15 protein-coding genes are annotated in these 17,064 nt (G+C 69.9%); 3 read left to right on the forward strand and 12 right to left on the reverse strand.

Features of this window, described 5'->3' with window-relative positions; genetic code table 11:
• The first annotated feature begins 129 nt into the window (after window positions 1-129).
• Entirely contained in the window at window positions 130-978 is an 849-nt protein-coding gene (locus tag C4V41_RS07530; RefSeq protein WP_103955035.1) for a DeoR/GlpR family DNA-binding transcription regulator, read from the forward strand.
• 22 nt (window positions 979-1,000) lie between these two features.
• Here C4V41_RS07530 and C4V41_RS07535 read toward each other — a convergent pair whose 3' ends face one another.
• On the reverse strand, window positions 1,001-1,708 hold the full coding sequence (locus C4V41_RS07535; protein ID WP_103955036.1) for a TioE family transcriptional regulator: 708 nt from the start codon (window positions 1,706-1,708) through the stop codon (window positions 1,001-1,003).
• A 91-nt stretch (window positions 1,709-1,799) separates the two neighbouring features.
• Here C4V41_RS07535 and C4V41_RS07540 point away from each other — a divergent pair, with 91 nt between their 5' ends.
• A complete protein-coding gene (locus C4V41_RS07540; protein ID WP_103955037.1) occupies window positions 1,800-2,981 on the forward strand; it encodes an erythromycin esterase family protein in 1,182 nt (393 codons plus the stop codon).
• 54 nt (window positions 2,982-3,035) lie between these two features.
• On the opposite strand, the gene C4V41_RS07545 is transcribed toward C4V41_RS07540, so the two are convergent.
• The 8 genes from C4V41_RS07545 to C4V41_RS07580 all read right to left on the reverse strand — a co-directional run bounded on the left by C4V41_RS07545 (window position 3,036) and on the right by C4V41_RS07580 (window position 13,295).
• Window positions 3,036-3,950, reverse strand: a complete 915-nt coding sequence (locus tag C4V41_RS07545) for an NAD-dependent epimerase/dehydratase family protein (protein WP_103955038.1) — start codon at window positions 3,948-3,950, stop codon at window positions 3,036-3,038.
• A 142-nt stretch (window positions 3,951-4,092) separates the two neighbouring features.
• The gene (locus C4V41_RS07550; RefSeq protein ID WP_103955679.1) at window positions 4,093-5,691 is read right to left on the reverse strand and encodes a solute symporter family protein; all 1,599 of its coding nucleotides are present in this window, start codon (window positions 5,689-5,691) and stop codon (window positions 4,093-4,095) included.
• 17 nt (window positions 5,692-5,708) lie between these two features.
• Complete coding sequence (locus C4V41_RS07555) at window positions 5,709-6,038, reverse strand: DUF485 domain-containing protein (RefSeq protein ID WP_103955039.1); 330 nt, start codon at window positions 6,036-6,038, stop codon at window positions 5,709-5,711.
• 165 nt (window positions 6,039-6,203) lie between these two features.
• Window positions 6,204-9,020: a glycosyl hydrolase family 95 catalytic domain-containing protein gene (locus tag C4V41_RS07560; protein WP_200823819.1), complete on the reverse strand. Its 2,817-nt coding sequence runs from the start codon at window positions 9,018-9,020 to the stop codon at window positions 6,204-6,206.
• 98 nt (window positions 9,021-9,118) lie between these two features.
• Window positions 9,119-9,943, reverse strand: a complete 825-nt coding sequence (locus tag C4V41_RS07565; RefSeq protein ID WP_103955040.1) for a carbohydrate ABC transporter permease — start codon at window positions 9,941-9,943, stop codon at window positions 9,119-9,121.
• Window positions 9,940-10,827, reverse strand: coding sequence for a carbohydrate ABC transporter permease (locus tag C4V41_RS07570; protein WP_200823820.1), 888 nt, complete (start codon window positions 10,825-10,827; stop codon window positions 9,940-9,942). The genes C4V41_RS07565 and C4V41_RS07570 overlap by 4 nt, the downstream gene beginning before the upstream one ends.
• A complete protein-coding gene (locus C4V41_RS07575; protein WP_103955042.1) occupies window positions 10,824-12,080 on the reverse strand; it encodes an ABC transporter substrate-binding protein in 1,257 nt (418 codons plus the stop codon). The genes C4V41_RS07570 and C4V41_RS07575 overlap by 4 nt, the downstream gene beginning before the upstream one ends.
• Before the next feature lie 51 nt (window positions 12,081-12,131).
• Complete coding sequence (locus C4V41_RS07580; RefSeq protein ID WP_103955681.1) at window positions 12,132-13,295, reverse strand: trans-sulfuration enzyme family protein; 1,164 nt, start codon at window positions 13,293-13,295, stop codon at window positions 12,132-12,134.
• Window positions 13,296-13,404: 109 nt separating this feature from the next.
• Between C4V41_RS07580 and C4V41_RS07585 the strand changes: the two genes are divergently transcribed.
• Window positions 13,405-14,397 carry a LacI family DNA-binding transcriptional regulator gene (locus C4V41_RS07585; RefSeq protein ID WP_160150212.1) on the forward strand — a complete coding sequence of 331 codons (993 nt, stop codon included), beginning with the start codon at window positions 13,405-13,407 and terminating at the stop codon, window positions 14,395-14,397.
• A gap of 1 nt (window position 14,398) precedes the next feature.
• Here C4V41_RS07585 and C4V41_RS07590 read toward each other — a convergent pair whose 3' ends face one another.
• Genes C4V41_RS07590 through C4V41_RS07600 form a run of 3 tightly spaced genes read right to left on the reverse strand, consistent with a single transcriptional unit; the run spans window position 14,399 to window position 17,042 of the window.
• Window positions 14,399-15,886, reverse strand: a complete 1,488-nt coding sequence (locus C4V41_RS07590) for a sodium/solute symporter (RefSeq protein ID WP_103955044.1) — start codon at window positions 15,884-15,886, stop codon at window positions 14,399-14,401.
• The gene (locus C4V41_RS07595; RefSeq protein WP_103955045.1) at window positions 15,883-16,296 is read right to left on the reverse strand and encodes a hypothetical protein; all 414 of its coding nucleotides are present in this window, start codon (window positions 16,294-16,296) and stop codon (window positions 15,883-15,885) included. The genes C4V41_RS07590 and C4V41_RS07595 overlap by 4 nt, the downstream gene beginning before the upstream one ends.
• Window positions 16,293-17,042, reverse strand: coding sequence for a LytR/AlgR family response regulator transcription factor (locus tag C4V41_RS07600; protein WP_103955046.1), 750 nt, complete (start codon window positions 17,040-17,042; stop codon window positions 16,293-16,295). Before C4V41_RS07600 ends, C4V41_RS07595 begins: the two co-directional genes overlap by 4 nt.
• Between the last annotated feature and the right edge of the window lie 22 nt (window positions 17,043-17,064).

Genomic DNA, 17,064 nt, shown 5'->3' on the forward strand with positions numbered 1-17,064 from the left:
GAGCTCTCGAAGCAAGCGGCATCTTGCCCGGCAAGGGCAGCATTGTGCGGTAGTCTGCGGTTCTAGGACCTGTATCACTCCTTTGTTGCGTGAGTACACCGCGCAACTACCGCAGAGAGGGGAGGGTCGGTGACCCTTGACGAAGACGACCGGCAGCGTCGTCTACCCGCAGGACGAAAAGCCCAGCTAGCGGCATACGTCGCCGAGACCGGGCAGGTCACGGTCAGCGCACTCGCGGAGCGCTTCGGCGTCTCCATCGACACGATCCGGCGGGACCTGGACCAGCTCAGCGCCGACGGCGTCCTGGTCCGCACCTACGGCGGAGCCGTCAGTCAGTCGACCCTCTCCCGGGTCGACCGGGCCGTGGACGTGCGGCTCAAGATGGAGGAACGCGAGAAGGAAAAGATCGCGGTACTCGCCGCGTCGCTGGTCGAGGACGGCTCGATCGTCATGATCAACGGCGGCACGACCACGCTCGCCGTAGCCCGGAACCTGCGCAACCACCGGGACCTGACGGTGGTGACGAACAGTCTGCTCGTACCCCCCGCGCTGTCACCCTCGGCCGTCCGCGACGTGTACGTCTTCGGAGGCGCGGTCCGCACCCTCACGCTGGCCACCATCGGCCCTGTCAGCTTCCGGGCGTCCGGCGGAAGCGAGCTGGACATCAGTTGCGACCTGGCGTTGATCGGGGTCGGCGCCGTCTCGACGGCCGCCGGATACACGACGAGCAACCTCGCCGAGGCGGCGATGATGCGAGAGATGATCTCCCGGGCGGCGCGGGTGGCGATCCTGGCCGACTCCTCCAAGTTCGGTCGCCGGCTCTTCGCCCAGGTGTCCGAGCTCGGCGGCGCCGACTACCTCGTCACCGACTCCACTCCACCGCCCGATCTCCTGGAGGCGCTGGCGGAGAACGAGGTAGAGCTGATCACGCCGGACACGCGAGAAGGCGCCCCCGAAGCCGATCAGGATCCCCAGTAGTTCTTGTGACGAGCGGGCAGGGTCAAGGGAGGCCGTCGCGGTCTGTCAGGTAGGTGTCCAGGGCGGCGGCGCCGGTCAGCATGGCGCGGCCCCGGGCCGACAGGCGGCCGTGCCAGTCGTGCAGGGCCGTCTCCAGGGGTGCCAGCCCGCCCGCCGCCCGCACCTGCGCGAGCAGCGGAGCGATCTGCTCCAGGAGGTAGCCGCCGCGCCTGAGCTGGTGGGCGAGCAGGGCGTCGCGCACGTCGGCGGGGGTGTAGACGCGGTAGCCGGTCCGCCGGTCGCGGTCGGGGCGCACCAGGCCGGCGCGCTCCCACTTGCGCAGCGTCGCGGGCCGGATGCCGAGCCGCCTGGCGAGCGGCCCGATGAAGGTGACGCCGGCGGTCTCCGGTTCCGGGGGTTCCAGGTCGCGCAGGGCGCGTTCGACGGCCAGCAAAGTCCGCCGGTCGTCGAGGAGCTGGGCGTGGCTCTCGTCGATGAGCCGCAGCGCCTCCTCGACGGTGTCCTCGGTGACGGCCCGCATGATCGACGTCGCCGTCCGGTGCCCATGGCCGGGGATCAGGGCGAGGAACGCGCGCAGCGCCTGGGCGTGCAGCGGAGTATAGGTGCGGTAACCGTGCGGCGTCCGGCCGGACGGTGGCAGGATGCCGGCCTCTTCGTAGTTTCTGACCGCCTGGGTGGACAGGCCGTGCTCGCGCGCGAGATCGACCGGCCGGAGTCGCGCGCCGGGCATCGTCACCTCACCATGTTGAAGGTCGGCCCGCCTCTGAAGGCGAAGCAGCGGCCAAAGTTTACACAGAAAGTTCAACGATACCGTTGAAGGCATGACTTCGGCATCCGTCATCGGCCTGCTCCGCTCCCTCCCCGCGCGCCCGCGCCTGCTCGGTCTGGGCGAGCCCACGCACGGCGAGGAAGCGCTGCTGGAACTACGCAACGAGATCTTCCGCGAGCTCGTCGAGCACGAGGGCTACCGGTCGATCGCGATCGAGAGCGACGCCCTCGCGGGCCTGATCGTGAACGACTACGTCACCACGGGCGCGGGCTCGCTCGACGACGTCATGGCGCGCGGCTTCAGCCACGGCTTCGGCGCGTCCGAGGCCAACCGCGAGCTCCTGCGCCTGATGCGCGCCCACAACGAGGAACACCCCGGCGAGCTGCGCTTCTTCGGCTTCGACGGCCCTCTGGAGATGATGTACGCCCACAGCCCCCGCCAGGCGCTCACCGCCCTGCACGGCTACCTCGCCGCCCACGTGGACGCCGGCCTCCTGCCCTGCGACGCCGCCACCATCGAACGCCTCGCCGGCGACGACGCCCGGTGGACCGATCAGGCGGCGGCCATGGACCCGTCCCGGTCGGTGGGCGGCGCGCCGGAGGTGACCGAGCTGCACCTGATCGCGGACTACCTGGTGGCGCTGCTCACGGCCGAGTCGCCGCACCTGATCGCCCGGACCTCGCGCGAGGAGTGGTGGCGGGCCACCCTGTACGGCCGCAGCGCCACGTTCCTGCTCCGCTACCACGCCGCCATGGCCGGCACCTCCCCCGCCCGCGTATGGCGGCTGATGAGCCTGCGCGACGCCATGATGGCCGACAACCTCCTCGCCATCGCCCGGCAGGAGGCCCGCCGCGGCCCGACGCTCGTCTTCGCCGCGAACAGGCATCTCCAGCGCGAGAAGAGCACGTGGCAACTGGCCGACATGGCACTGGAGTGGTGGAGCGCGGGCGCGATCGCCGGCGCGCAACTCGGCGACGAGTACGCGTTCCTGGCCATGGCCATCGGCGCCATGCGCCACCAGGGCATCGGCGCGCCGAGCCCCGACACCGTGGAAGGCGTCCTGTCAGCCCTGGACCGGCGGGTCATCGACGCCCGCGCCCTCTCCGAGGCCGTCCAGGGGAAGAAGCTGACCCTGCGCACGGAACGGGCGGACAACCATGGCTATTTTCCGCTGGACCCCGGCCACCTGGACAAGACCGATGGAGTCGTCTTCATCAAGGACCTCGATGGCTAGCACGTCCACCGGCGAGGCCCGTTGATCTGTGGCGATCGTGCGGAAACCGTGGCTCTAGCCCAGGTCGCGGGCCGTGGCCAGCCAGCCCTCGCGGGCGCTGCGGTGGCGGGGTGACCAGACGGCCGCCGTACGGAAGCGGCCGTTGCCGACCCGCAGCGACCGGGTCAGCGAGGTGAGCCGGTCGCCGAACAGGTAACCCAGCCGGCCGGGGCCGCTCACCCAAGTGGCGGCGCCGGCCGCGCGGGCGAGCGCGAAAGCGTAGGCGCGCTTGGTCAGCGGCTCGTCGTCGACCACGTTGTACGTCCCCGCCGGCACCTCCAGCGCCGCCACCACGGCGGAGGCGGCGTCGTCCATGTGGATCGAGGACACGTAGCCGTCGGGGCGGCCGAGCACCATGCCCACGTGACGGCGCGCCATCGCGTACAACTGCTCGCTGTGGGCGGCCCCCGGCCCGTAGAACCAGCCGAAGCGCAGGACCACCCCGGCCCCACCCCCGGTCTCGGCGAACCGCCGCGCGCTCGCCTCGGCGGCGAAGTTGCCCCGGGTGAGCGGATAGTCGTCGACCGGCGCGTCCTCGTCGATCCAGCGATCGCCCTGGTCGCGGTAGACCATGCTGACCGACTCCTGCACCATCCGGCCCACGCCGGCGGCGAGGGCGGCGCCGGCCAGCGCGGCCGAGCCCTCGGCGCGGACGCGGTAGTTGGCGTCGATCGCCTCGGTGTTCATGAACTTGTCCATGGACGGGATCGCGGTCGCCAGGTTCACCACCGCGTCGTGGCCGGCCATGACGGGAGTGAGCGCCTCCTGGTCGAACAGCGACACCCGCACGGGCATCGCGCCCTGGTCGGCGAGCGCGGCGGCCTTGCCGGGCGTGCGCGCGAGAGCGGTCACCTCGTGCCCGGCTCTGAGCAGCGCCGGAATCGTGTGACCGCCGATCGCACCGGTGCCGCCCGCAACGAATACTCGCATGATCCGACGTTACCGGGTGGGGTGTCATGGCCCGGCGGGGATCCCGTACATGCGAGAGGACCCGGCCTTGGGCAAGGCCGGGTCCTCGGTGGCAGGCGCCCTGGGGCAGGGGGACGGGCGCCTTGGGGAGGGAGCAGGGCGTCTAGTGCTCCGTCGCCTTCTCCGCGCCGACACCCGTGAGCGAGCGGACCTCGATCTCGGCGTACTTGGCGGCGTTGAACTCCTTGCTGAGGATCGTGCCGAGGTAACCGCACAGGAAGCCCAGCGGGATCGAGACGATGCCGGGGTTGCTCAGCGGGAACAGCACGAAGTCGGCCGTCTTGAACAGCGCCGTCTCGCCGCCGGACACGACCGGCGAGAAGATCACCAGGACCAGGGCCGAGACCAGGCCACCGTAGATGGCCGAGACCGCGCCGACGGTGTTGAACCTCTTCCAGAACAGGCTGTAGAGGATCGCGGGCAGGTTGCCCGAGGCCGCCACCGCGAACGCCAGCGCCACCAGGAACGCCACGTTCTGGCCCTGGGCGAGGATGCCCAGGCCGATCGCGACGGCGCCGATGACCAGGGCGGAGACGCGGGCCACCAGGACCTCCTGGCGCTCCGTGGCCTGGCCGCGCTTGAAGACGTGCGCGTACAGGTCGTGGGAGAAGCTGGAGGAGGAGGCGAGGGTGAGTCCCGCGACCACGGCCAGGATCGTGGCGAAGGCCACGGCGCCGATCAGGGCCAGCAGGATCGTGCCGCCCACCGGGCCGAAGATGTCCGCGCCGATCGCCTGCGCCAGCATCGGAGCGGCCGTGTTGCCCGCCTTGTCACCCGCGACGATCGCCGTCTTGCCGACCAGGGCCGCCGCGCCGAAGCCGAGGACCAGAGTCAGCAGGTAGAACGTGCCGATGATGCCGATACCCCACAGGACGGACTTGCGGGCGTCCTTGGCGGTGGGAACGGTGTAGAAGCGGATCAGGATGTGCGGCAGGCCCGCCGTGCCCAGCACGAGGGCGAGACCGAGGCTGATGAGGTCGATCTTGCCGGCCAGGCCCTGCGCCTCGGTGCCGTACTTCTGACCGGGGCTGAGGAACGCCTCGGGGTTGCCCTTGGGGCCGCTGGTCGTGGCCGCCTGGCCGAGCAGGCTCGACAGGTTGAAGCCGAACTTGGCCAGCACCAGCACCGTCACCAGCGCGGCGCCGCCCATCAGCAGCACGGCCTTGACGATCTGGACCCAGGTGGTGCCCTTCATGCCGCCGAACACCACATATACGATCATCAGCGCGCCCACGCCGACGATCGTCCACATCTTGCCGGCCTCGGTGGTGATGCCGAGCAGCAGGCCGACCAGCGCGCCCGCGCCGACCATCTGGGCCAGCAGGTAGAAGATGCTCACCACGATCGTGGACACGCCGGCCGCCGTGCGCACCGGGCGCGGGCTCATCCGGAACGCCAGCACGTCGGCCATGGTGAACTTGCCGGAGTTCCGCATCAGCTCGGCCACCAGCAGCAGCGCGACCAGCCACGCCACCAGGAAGCCGATCGAGTACAGGAACCCGTCATAACCGGACAGCGCGATGATGCCGGCGATCCCGAGGAAGGAGGCGGCCGACATGTAGTCGCCGCCGATCGCCAGGCCGTTCTGCACGCCCGTGAACGACCGGCCGCCCGCGTAGTAGTCGGCGGCCGTCTTGGTCTGCCGGCTCGCCCAGAAGGTGATCCCCAGGGTGGCGGCCACGAAGGTGAGGAAGAGGATCATCCCCAGGGTCGTCGAGCTCACTGGGTCTTCTCCTCAACCTCGTGGCGGAGCTTGTCCGCGATCGGGTCCAGCTTCTTCTCGGCGTGCCTGGCGTAGGCCCAGGCGATGAGGAACGTGGACACGAACTGCAACAGACCGAAGATCAGCCCGACGTTGATCTCGCCGAGCAGCTTGATCGCCATGAAGTCGCGCGCCCACCCGGACAGCACCACGTACAGCAGGTACCACACGAGGAACGCCACCGTCATGGGGAACGTCCAGCGGCGGAAGCGCCGCTTCAATTCCTGGAATTCACTGCTCTCCTGTACCTGTTCATAGACCGACGCGTCATGTTCTCTGGTCGTCACGAGACCTCCACTGTGATGCGGATCACGCTCAACGTAAGAGCGCAACATACCCCTCGTGGAGGCCCGTAACGGGGTTGTTCGGCGAGCCGCTGCCGTCCGGCGATTAGTTGGGAATGGTCTGCGGTGAAAGGTCTGTATAGCGCGACGAGCGGTCGGCTATCCCTTTCACCCCCTTACGGACTCCAGCGAAAGCGCGAATAAGTGAAGTTGCGGGCGGGACAGCTGGGGCAGGGTGAGAGAGCGCAGTTGTTTCGCGGGATCGAGCGCGGCCTGGGTCTCGAAGAGGCCGACGCGGAGGGTGTGGGCGCCGCTCTGGCCGTGCCGGTGGGTGCAGCGCAGCACCTCCGTGGTCCCCGCGCCGGGCTGGCCGCCCCAGTCGGGCAGGACGAACGGGATCTGGGCGGTGGAGCCGTCGGTGTACGTCGCGGTCAGCGCGGCGCTGACACCGCCCGAGGTGCCCGCCCCGAGCAGCCGGACCTTGGCGTACGTGCCGGCCGGCACGTCGATCCGCTGCCCCTGGCCGGTGACGTTGTTGAGGGCGCCACCGCCATAGGCGGGGAAGACGAAGCTCAGCCCCTCGTGGGCCAGCGGCCCGGCCGGCGGCAGCTCCTCGGCCGGATAGGTGTAGCCGGAGCCGTCCACGTTCCCGTCGGTCATGGCCTCGTGCGCGGAGACGCCGTCGTTGTCGAAGTGCGCCGACAGGTCCACCGGCGTGGTCCGGCCGGGCGGCGGCACCGGCGGCAGCCCCCAGCGCGCCCCCGGCTTGCCGATCTTCGCCGGGGTGATGACCAGGCCGGGCCGCGCGCCGGTGTGCAGCAGCACCTCCCGGCCACGAGCCAGCGTGATCTCCACGACTCCCCCACCGAGGTCCTTCACCTGCGCCGGCTTTCCATCGTCGAGGACGGCCGTGACCGTGCCGGCGAGGCCGTGCCGCAGCCGCAGCGGCGCGCCCGCCAGGCTCCGCACCCTGACGAAGCTCGTACGCCCGTCGCGCCGCACCGCCGAGACCAGGAACGCCCCTTGCGTCCTGAAGTCGTGGATCACGAGATCACGCCAGGCGGCCGGCACGGCGGGAAAGACCCGGACGATCCCGCCCCAGCTCTGGCAGAGCATGTCGTGGATCGACTGGGAGCCCGACAGCGGCGTCTCGATGACGGGCCCGCCCTCGGCGTAGTGGGTGTTGGCCCGGACCGGATAGCGGGCGGCCGGGTCGAAGAAGCTGTCGAGGTAGGACAGCGCGGTGTCGCCCTTGCCCATCATCGCGTAGAGGGAAGCGGCGCCGGTGTGGCTGTAGCCCCGGTGCGCGCTGGTCAGCGACTGCCAGTGGGCGACGGACCGCTCGATGAGCGGCCTGTTGCCCGGCTGGTCCCAGGTGACGAGGTAGAGCGGGTAGATCATGAGGAGGTGGGAGTAGTGGCGGTGAGACTGGGCGTACGGGGTGTCGGCGCCGATCATGAAGCCGTTCGCGTCGGCCGGGTAGTCGGTGAGGGTGTCCAGCACCTGCCGCCACTTCGGCGCGAGCGGGTCGTCGACGCCGAGCCGCGCGGCCGACTCCAGCAGCGTCTGACAACCCCACCTGATCAGCGCCAGGTCGTAGTTAGTGTCGCGCGGCGGGGTGACCGGATATTCGGGTGACAACGTGCTGGGCAGATGCAGCCTGCCGTCCGCGCCGGGCGCCAGGAAGTGCAGGTAATAGTTGATCGCCCGGCGCAGCAGCGGGAACACCGTGTCGCGCAGCAGCCGGTCGTCCATGGTGTGCCGGTAGGACAGCCAGGCGTTGTGCAGCGCCCACGTCAGGTCGCCCACCTCGGCTCCGGAGCCGGGCGTGCCGACGCTCCGCGTGCAGAACATGTCCGAGCTGCGGCCCACCCCGGCCGAGTCGGCGCGGTAGGCGGCGGGCACGTTGGCGACGAGCTGGTCGCGGTTCTGGTCGAGCGTGCTGGTGAGCGAGTCGAGCTCCAGGTGGTTGGAGCCGTGGATGAGCCAGTATTCGAGCTGCGCGTTGAGGTTCCACCACACCGCCGGCCACGGGGTGGGCTCCAGCCACGGGCCGGTGGTGGCCATGACCGGGCCGCCCGCGCGGCTGGCGGAGGCGACCTTGTAGAGCTGGATCCAGTAGAAGCTCTGCAGCCGCTCGTCGGGCAGGGAGACGAAGCTCTTGAGGTAGAAGTCGTGCCACCAGGCGAGGTGGCCGGCGCGCAGCCGGGCGTACGGCAGGGCTTTCCGCACACGCTCCAGCGCCGTGGTGGCCGCCTCCGTGGCGGAGGGGAAGCTGTGGGCGACGGTGAGCGTCAGCACACCGTCGTCGACGCGGTAGGCGGTCGCGGTCTGCCCGCCGCCGGTCAGCGGCTGGAGCACCTGCTCGATCCCGCCGGTCGTCGCGGTGGTCCACGCCGGGTGGGGGACGTAGCCGGTCGGCGGCGCCTCGGTGGCCGAACGGGGGCTGACGGCCGGCTCGGGGTGGAAGACCCAGCGCACCTGCTCGCCGCCGCTCGCCTCGGCCCTGATGACCAGCAGCTCGTCGTGGATGAACGCGGAGAACGACAGCCTGCCCTTGTCGGTCGTGATCGTGCCGGTGACCTCGGCGTCCCACAGGCCGAGCCGCCAGTCGACCGCGGTGATCGTGCCGGCCGGGTCGAGGGTGAGGTGGCCGACGGGCAGGCGGCAGGTGCCCCAGCCGCTGCCGAACTGGGGCCGGTGGTCCTGGACGCGGCCGTGCTGGACGGTGAAGCGGACTTTGTTCTGGCCCGGCTCCTGGTAGATCATACTGCCCAGGAGCCCGTCGCCCAGGAACGGGCCCTCGTACCAGGACTTGGGCATCCTGCCCCAGATCAGGTCCTGATTTTTCATGAACTCGGGCCAGTTCACGCCGTCCTCGATGCGCCAGGCGGGCGCGCGGGCGGCGAGTGCGGGGGCGATCGGGGCCAGGGCTAAGCCGCCCAGGACGGCACGACGGCTCGGGTCTTCGATGGGGGGTGTCATCGGGACTCCAGATCAGAGACGATACGTCGGATCTTTTGTCTGTATGACACAGAAAATTACCTCGGTCAAGGCGTGTCAACCGAAATTCATCGGATGCGTCAGCCCTTGACGGCTCCCGCGGTGAGCCCTTCGACGATGTAGCGGCGGATGGCGGCGAACAGGACGAGGGTGGGCAGCACGGAGATCACCGTGGCGGCCGCCATGGAGCCCCAGTCGATGTCGTACTGGGTGATGAAGGAGTTCATGGCCACCGGGATGGTCTTGGCGTCCTCGCTGTCGATGAACGTGATCGCCAGGAACAACTCGTTCCAGCACTGCACGAACGCGAAGATGAACGTCGCCGCGATCCCCGGCAGCATGACCGGGATCACCACCCGCACCATCGCCACCAGCCGCGAGGCCCCGTCCACCTGGGCGGCCTCCTCCAGCGCGACCGGCACCCGCTCGTAGAAGCCGCGCATGATGATGGTCGCGAACGGCACCAGCATCGCCACGTACACCAGCATCAGCCCGGCCAGCCGGTTGAGCAGGTCGAGGTCGGACATCAGCAGGTAGAGCGGCCCGAGCGCGATGAACAGCGGAAGCATCTGGGTGACCAGGAACGCCAGCATCACCGCCCCGCGCCCGGGGAAGGCGAAGCGGGCGAGCGTGTAGCCGCCCAGCACGCCGATCGCGGTCACCGCCGCGGCGGCGGCGAGGGAGACGAAGAGCGAGTTGAGCAGGTACGCGCCGAAGTCGGCGAACGAGAACAGCTCCGCGTAGTGCTCGAACGTCAGGTTCGCCGGCCAGTAGCGCAGCGGCACCGAGAAGATCTCGGACTTGGGCTTGAGCGAGGTGACGAGGATCCAGTAGAGCGGGAACAGGGTGATCAGCAGCCAGGCGGCCAGCACGACGACCTTGGCGGCGACGGCGAGTCGTCTCATCGGGCCTTCTCGAATCTCGTGGCGTTCAGGTAGAAGACGCTGAAGGCGAGCAGCAGGCCGAGGACGAGCAGGCCGACCGCGCCCGCCCGGCCGTAGTCGCCGCCGATGACCTGCTGGATGAGGAAGGTCGTGATGATGTCGGTGCTGCCGGCCGGGCCGCCGCCGGTCATCGAGTAGATCAGGTCGGGGAAGTTGAGGATCCAGATGATCCGCAGCAGCACGATCAGGGCCAGGGTGGGCCGGATGTGCGGGAGCGTCACGTGCCAGAACTGGCGCAGCCGGGAGGCTCCGTCCACGGAGGCGGCCTCGTAGAGCTCCTTGGGGACCGACTGCAGCGCGGCCATGATCATGATGGCGAAGAACGTGACGCCGTACCAGATGTTCGCCACGATCACCGAGGTCATCGCCCAGCCGGGGGTGGCCAGGAAGCCGATGCGCTGGTCGATGAGGCCCGTCTTGAGCAGCAGGTCGTTGATCACGCCGAACTGCCCGTTGAACATCCACCGCCACAGCAGCCCGATCAGGAACCCCGACATGGCCCACGGGAAGAACACCCACGCCTGGTAGAGCCCCCGGCCCCGGAAGTGCCGGCGCAGCAGCAGCGCCAGCCCGAAGCCGAGGAAGAACTGGAAGAACAGCGACACCCCGACCCACGTGCCGGTGTTCCGCAGCGCCGTCCAGAACCGGTCCTCGGCCAGGACCGCCCGGAAGTTCTCCAGGCCGACGAACGGCGTCGAGGTCAGGTCGAACAGGTTGTAGCGCTGGAAGGCCATCGCCGCGCCGCGGATCACCGGGTAGTACGTGAACAGGACCACGAACACCACGCCGGGCAGCAGGCACAGCGCGATGAACCTGGCCCTGCGAACCGTGAAGGCAGGCTTCACGAGACCTTCCCGGCCTGGTCGGCCCAGAAGGCGTCCCACGACTTGAGCACCTCGGCCGTGGTCTTCTTGCCGGTGATCAGGGCCTGGACGTCACGGTCGGAGTCGACCAGGAACTGGCTCCAGCCCGGATAGTCCACCGGCCGGATCGTGATGACCTGCTTCGGGTCCTGCTGCGCCTGCAGGTACGCCTTCCACGCCCCCTGCGAGAACTGCGGGTCGCTCTGGGCCTGCTTGGAGATCGGGATGAGCGAGTTGCCCTTGGCGAAGGCGATGCTCTGCTTGGACTCCGACAGGAACTGCACCAGCTTGAGCGCCTCTTTCTGGTGCTTGCCGAAGGAGGTCGCGCCCCAGCCGGCGTAGCCGACGGGCTGGTAGGCGTACCCGGAGGGGCCCTTGGGGATGGGCGCGGTGGACCAGGCCGTGACGCCGCTCTCCTCGACCGTCTTGATCACTTCGGGGTCCTGGATGAGCATGCCGGTGACGCCCGAGGTGAAGCCCTGGACCATCTCCGGGTAGCCCCAGGAGACGGAGTCGGGCGGCGACGCCTCCTTGAAGATCTTGACGAAGAGGTCGAGGGCCTGGGCGGCCTCCGGGGTGGAGAAGATGGTGCGCTTGTCCTTCAGATAGAAGGATTTTTCGGGATTCAGGGCTTCGCCGTTGTACGCGCTGATCATCTGCACCGCGTAGTCGGCGCCGCCCTTGCCGCCCCGGAACGAGTAGCCGAACCGGTCGCCCGAGGTCATCTTCTTGCCGGCCTCGTACAGCTCCTGCCAGGTGGTGGGGGGCTGGGTCATGCCGAAGTCCGTACGGTAGAACAGCGTGCGCTGGTAGAACCCGTACGGGATCAGATAGGCCTTGCCCCCGACCTCGACGGCCTTCTTCTGGGCCAGCTCGGTCAGGTCGGCCCAGCCGGGCCACTGGTCGGTGGGCAGTTCGGCCAGCCAGCCGTTGTTGGAGAAGGACTTGGCCGTGTGGTCGCGCACTTCCAGCACGTCCAGGTCCTTCTTCGTCTGCAGGATCTGGGTGATCTTCTGGTCGGCGCTGTCGAGGGGCGGGGAGATCAGCTCGACGGTGACGCCGGGGTTCGCCTTCTCGAAGTCGGCCAGCAGGGTCTTGATGAGCTTCGTACGCTCGGGGCTGGTCAGACTCTCGATCATGCGGAGCCGTACCTCTCCCGAGGACGACGAGCCGGAGCCGCATCCGGCGAGCACCAGCGTTGCGGCGGCTGCGACCGCCAGGAGGGGCTTGGTCATGGGGGAGCCTCCCGATGAATCGGACAGCGCCGGTTCAGACAGCGCTGTCAGTCACGCTAGGCGACCGACCCCCTCCAGCGCTAGACCGAGATCCTTGATCAGCACGTCAGCCGGCTCCAGGCCCACCGAGAGCCGTACGAGGCCCACCGGGATGCCCATGGTCGCGCGCACGCTCTCCTCGGTGGACAGCGCGGGCGCGTTCACCAAGCTCTCAAATCCACCCCAGGACACCCCAATCCTGAAATGTCGCAACTTATCGAGGAAAGCTCCGACCTCCTCCCGCGACTCCGTGTCCAGCACCAGGCTGAACAGGCTGGAGAACCCGGCCATCTGCCGCACCGCGATCGCATGCCCCGGATGCGACGGCAGCCCCGGATGGTTCACCGCCCGCACGGCCGGATGGTCCTGCAGGAAGGCCGCCACCGCCAGCCCCCGCTCCTGGTGCGCCGCCATCCGCACGGGCAGCGTGCGCAACCCCTTGATCACCTTGGCCGCGTCGTGCGGCGACATGGCCGCCCCGTAGAGCTGATACTCCTTCAGCGCCAGCGGCCGCACCAGCCGGCTCGGCCCGATCACCACGCCGCCCACCAGGTCGCTGTGCCCGCCGATGTACTTCGACAACGAGTGCACCACCAGGTCCACGCCCATCGTGAGCGGCTTCTGGAACAGCGGCGTCGACCAGGTGTTGTCCATCACGGTCACCAGCCCGCGCTCCCGCGCCCACCCGGTCACCTCGGCGATGTCGACCACCGCGTAGGCCATGTAGGAGGGCGACTCGAAGTAGAGTAGGCGGGTGCTGTCCCTGATAGCGCTGTCACATCCCGCGAGGTCATCGACATGCGTATGCGTGACCCCGAATTTCTCCAGGTAGCGCAGGAACTGGGTGGTCGGCCCATAGACCGCGCCCAGCACCAGCACGTGGTCGCCCGCCGACACGATCGAGGAGATGGTCGCCGAGATGGCCCCCATTCCCGACCCGAAACATTTGGCGCGCTCTCCCCGCTCGAGCGCCGCCAGCTTACGCTGGGCGAGATCGACCGTCGGGTTGGTCCCCCGCCAGTAGACGTAGCGCTCGTCCTCATTCCTGATGGCCTCGCCCAGTTCCTCCGCCGTCGCGAACGTGAACAGCGAGTTCTCGAACACCGGCGGGTTGACCGCGCCCAGCATCCAAGGCTCGTCCTCACCCAGCCGGCCACAGATCCATTCATCATCCATGGGGGCACAATATGACAGCGAGGGAGTGCCGTCGTCTGGAGGAGCGGCGGGAGCGGAGCGGGGGAAGACGGCGCCATCCGGCGACCGAGCCGTCTCACGGAGTGAGGCCATGAATACCCGCAAGCCGACCATGGCCGACGTGGCTCGGCAGGCGGGGGTCAGCCTCAAGACCGTGTCCCGGGTCGTCAACCAGGAGCCGCACGTCCGGGCCACCCTGCAGCAGCGCGTGCACGCGGCGATCAGCGCGCTCGGTTACCGGCGCAACGAGGCCGCGGCGCGGCTGGCCAGGGGCGCGACGATGCTGACCCTGGGCCTGGTGATGGAGAACATCTCCAACGAGTTCTACTCGCGTCTGGCGGCCGCGGTGGAGGCGGCCTCGGCCGAGCACGAGGCGCTGGTGGTGTTCGGCTCGTACGAGGAGAGCGCCGACAAGGAGCGCATGCTCATCGAGTCCATGTACGCGCGCGGCGTCGACTCCCTCATCGTCGTCCCGTCGGCGGCCGACCACGGCTGGCTGGCCGAGCACCCCGGCCTCACCACGGTCTTCGTGGACCGGGTGCCCCTGGGCCTGGCGGCGGCGGACGTGGTGCTGCTGGACGACGTGTGGGGCGGGCGCACGGCGACCGAGCACCTGCTGGCCCGCGGCCACCGCCGGATCGCCCTGATCTCCGACGACCACGGGCTGAGCTCGGTGCACGACCGCGCGACCGGCTACCGTACAGCGCTGGCCGCGGCCGGGGTGCCGGCCGACGAGGAGCTGGTGGTGCGCGGGGTGTTCGAGCCGGGACGGGTCTCGCGGGAGGTCACCAGGCTGCTCGACCTGCCGTCGCCGCCCACGGCCTTCTTCGCGACCAACAACCGGGCGGCGATCGGGATCCTCCAGGCGCTGCGGGAGCGCCCCGAGCGGCCCGCCTACGTCAGCTTCGACGACTTCGCCCTGGCCGACGTCTTCAGCCCCGGGGTGACGGTGGTCCGCTACGACGTGTCCCGGCTGGCCCGCAGCGCCGTCGACCTCCTCCTCAACCCCTCACCGGCGCCCCGCCGCATCAAGGTGCCGGTGGAGCTGGTGGCCAGGGGATCCGGCGAGGTGCCACCGCCCTGACTCAGGACGAGCGGGGCCGCCAGTCGCCGCGATCGAGGTCCAGGTCCTCCGGGGTGTGCAGCCGGACCATGGTCCTGGCCACCCCCGGCGGCACGCGGTGCGGGGTCAGGAAGGACACCGCCACCATCACCGTGAACGCGATCGGCACCGTCCACGCCGCCGGCTGGGCCAGCAGCGCCCCCGCCAGCCCCTCGTGCGGCCCGCCGGTGATCGTGACGAGCACCGCCGCGCACGCCAGCCCGCCTCCCACGAACAACCCCGCCAGCGCCCCCGTCGTGGACAGCCGCCGCCACCAGATGCCCAGCACGAGCAGCGGGCAGAACGACGAGGCCGCCACCGCGAAGGCCAGCCCCACCACGTCGGCCACCGGCAGCGCCCGCGCCCACAGCGCCAGGACCAGCGGCACCGCCACGGCCATCAGGGTCGCGATCCTGAACGAGCGCACGCCGCCCTTGAGCAGGTCCTGGGCGATCACCCCGGCCACGGACACGGTCAGCCCGGACGAGGTGGACAGGAACGCCGCGAACGCCCCGGCCGTTACCAGCGCCGTCAGCAGGTCGCCCAGCGTGCCCTCGATCATCCGCGAGGGCAGCGTGAGCACGACCGTGTCGGTGCGGACGAGGTCGGGGGCGTAGAGCCGGCCGAGCCAGCCGTAGATCGCGGGCAGCAGGTAGAACGCCCCCAGCAGAGACAGCACCACCAGCGTCGTACGCCGCGCGGCCTGCCCGTCCGGGTTGGTGTAGAAGCGCACAAGGACGTGCGGCAGCCCCATGGTGCCCAGGAACGTGGCCAGGATCAGCGAATACGTCGAGTAGACCCCGTACTCCTTGCCCCCGGCGAGCGGCATCTGCCACACGGCCGCGTCGTGCGCGCTCACGTGCGGCGCCCCGTCGGCCTGCCAGGCCATCAGCAGGAACACCAGCGGCACGGCCAGCGCGGTCAGCTTGAGCCAGTACTGGAACGCCTGCACGAACGTGATCGACCGCATCCCGCCCGACAGCACGTTCACCGCCACGACGACCGCCACCAGCAGCCCGCCCACCCACACGGGCGCGCCGGTGATCGTGCGCAGCACCAGCCCGGCGCTCTGGAACTGCGGCATCAGGTAGAGCCAGCCGATCAGCACGACCAGCACGCTCGCGGTCCGTCGCACCACCATCGACTCCAGCCGGGCCTCGGCGAAGTCCGGCAGCGTGTACGCCCCCGACCGCCGCAGCGGCGCCGACACCAGCACCAGCAGCACCAGGTATCCCCCGGTCCAGCCGACGGGCAGCCAGAGCATGTCCACGCCGAACGACAGGATGAGCCCGGCGATGCCCAGGAACGAGGCCGCCGACAGGTACTCGCCGCCGATGGCCGAGGCGTTCCACAGCGGGCTGACCGTGCGGGAGGCGACGTAGAAGTCGGAGGTGGTACGCGAGAACCGGATCCCGAACGCCCCGATGAGCACGGCCGCCACCACGACGACCAGCACCGCCGTCAGGCTCATCGGCGCTCGACCAGCTCGGCGAAGTGGCGTTCGTTGCGCTCGGCCTGGCGGACGTACAGCCAGGCGCCGATGACGAAGGCGGGGTAGATGAGGCCGGCGAGCACCGCCCATGGGAGCGGCACGCCCAGCAGGTGCATCTCGCGCAGGTCGGGCATGAGCAGGAACAGCAGCGGCAGCCCTCCGACGACGCACGCCAGCACCGTGCACACGAACAGCGCCAGCCGGAACTGGGTGCGCAGCAGCGAGCGCATGTAGACCTCGCCGAGCCCCGTCTGCTCGTCGATCTCCCGGGTGGCGGGGTAACGGGGCCGCCGGGCGGCGGCGGTGCGCGGGCTCGTGACCGCGACCCGGCGCGGGACGTCGGTGCGGGGCTGGGCCGGGCGTCGCCCGGGGCGTGGCTCGGGACTCATTCCTGTCTGCCCTTCCTGGCCCGCCGCACCAGCAGGTCGCGCAGCTCGCGCGTGTGCCTGCGGCTCACCGGGATCTCCGTGTCGCCGACCCGCACCATGCACTTGCCCGAGTCGATGTGCAGCTCGTCGATGTGCTTGACGGCCACCAGGTGGCTGCGGTGCACCCGGACGAAACCGGCCGAGGCCCACCGCTCCTCCAGCGTGGCCAGCGGGATGCGGACGAGGTGGCTGCCCGCCGCCGTGTGCAGCCGCGCGTAGTCGCCGTGCGCCTCGACGTACATGACGTCGGAGCTGGAGACGAACCGGGTCACGCCGCCCAGTTCGACGGGGATGGTGTCGCTCTCGCCGGCCTCCACGGGCACGTCGGCCGAGATCGCCACCCGCCGGATCGCCTCGGCCAGCCGCTCGGGCCGTACGGGCTTGAGCAGGTAGTCCTCGGCCTTGATCTCGAACGCGTCCACCGCGTGCTCCTCGTACGCGGTCACGAACACCACCCGGGGCGGGTTCGCGAACTGCGACAGCAGCCGCCCGAGCACGACACCGTCGAGCCCGCGCATCCTGATGTCGAGGAACACCGCGTCGATCGGCCGGCCGTCGGCGATGGCGCGGTCGAGCAGCCGCAGCGCCGCCGCGCCGTCCCTGGCCGTGGCCACCTCGCCGATGCGGGGGTCGGAGCGCAGCAGGTACGACAGGTCTTCGAGGGCGGGCAGCTCGTCGTCGACCGCGAGGACCCGGAGTTGTGCCATAGACAGTGATGAAACCGACAAC

This window comes from Nonomuraea solani, from assembly GCF_900108335.1.
Classification (GTDB): domain Bacteria; phylum Actinomycetota; class Actinomycetes; order Streptosporangiales; family Streptosporangiaceae; genus Nonomuraea; species Nonomuraea solani.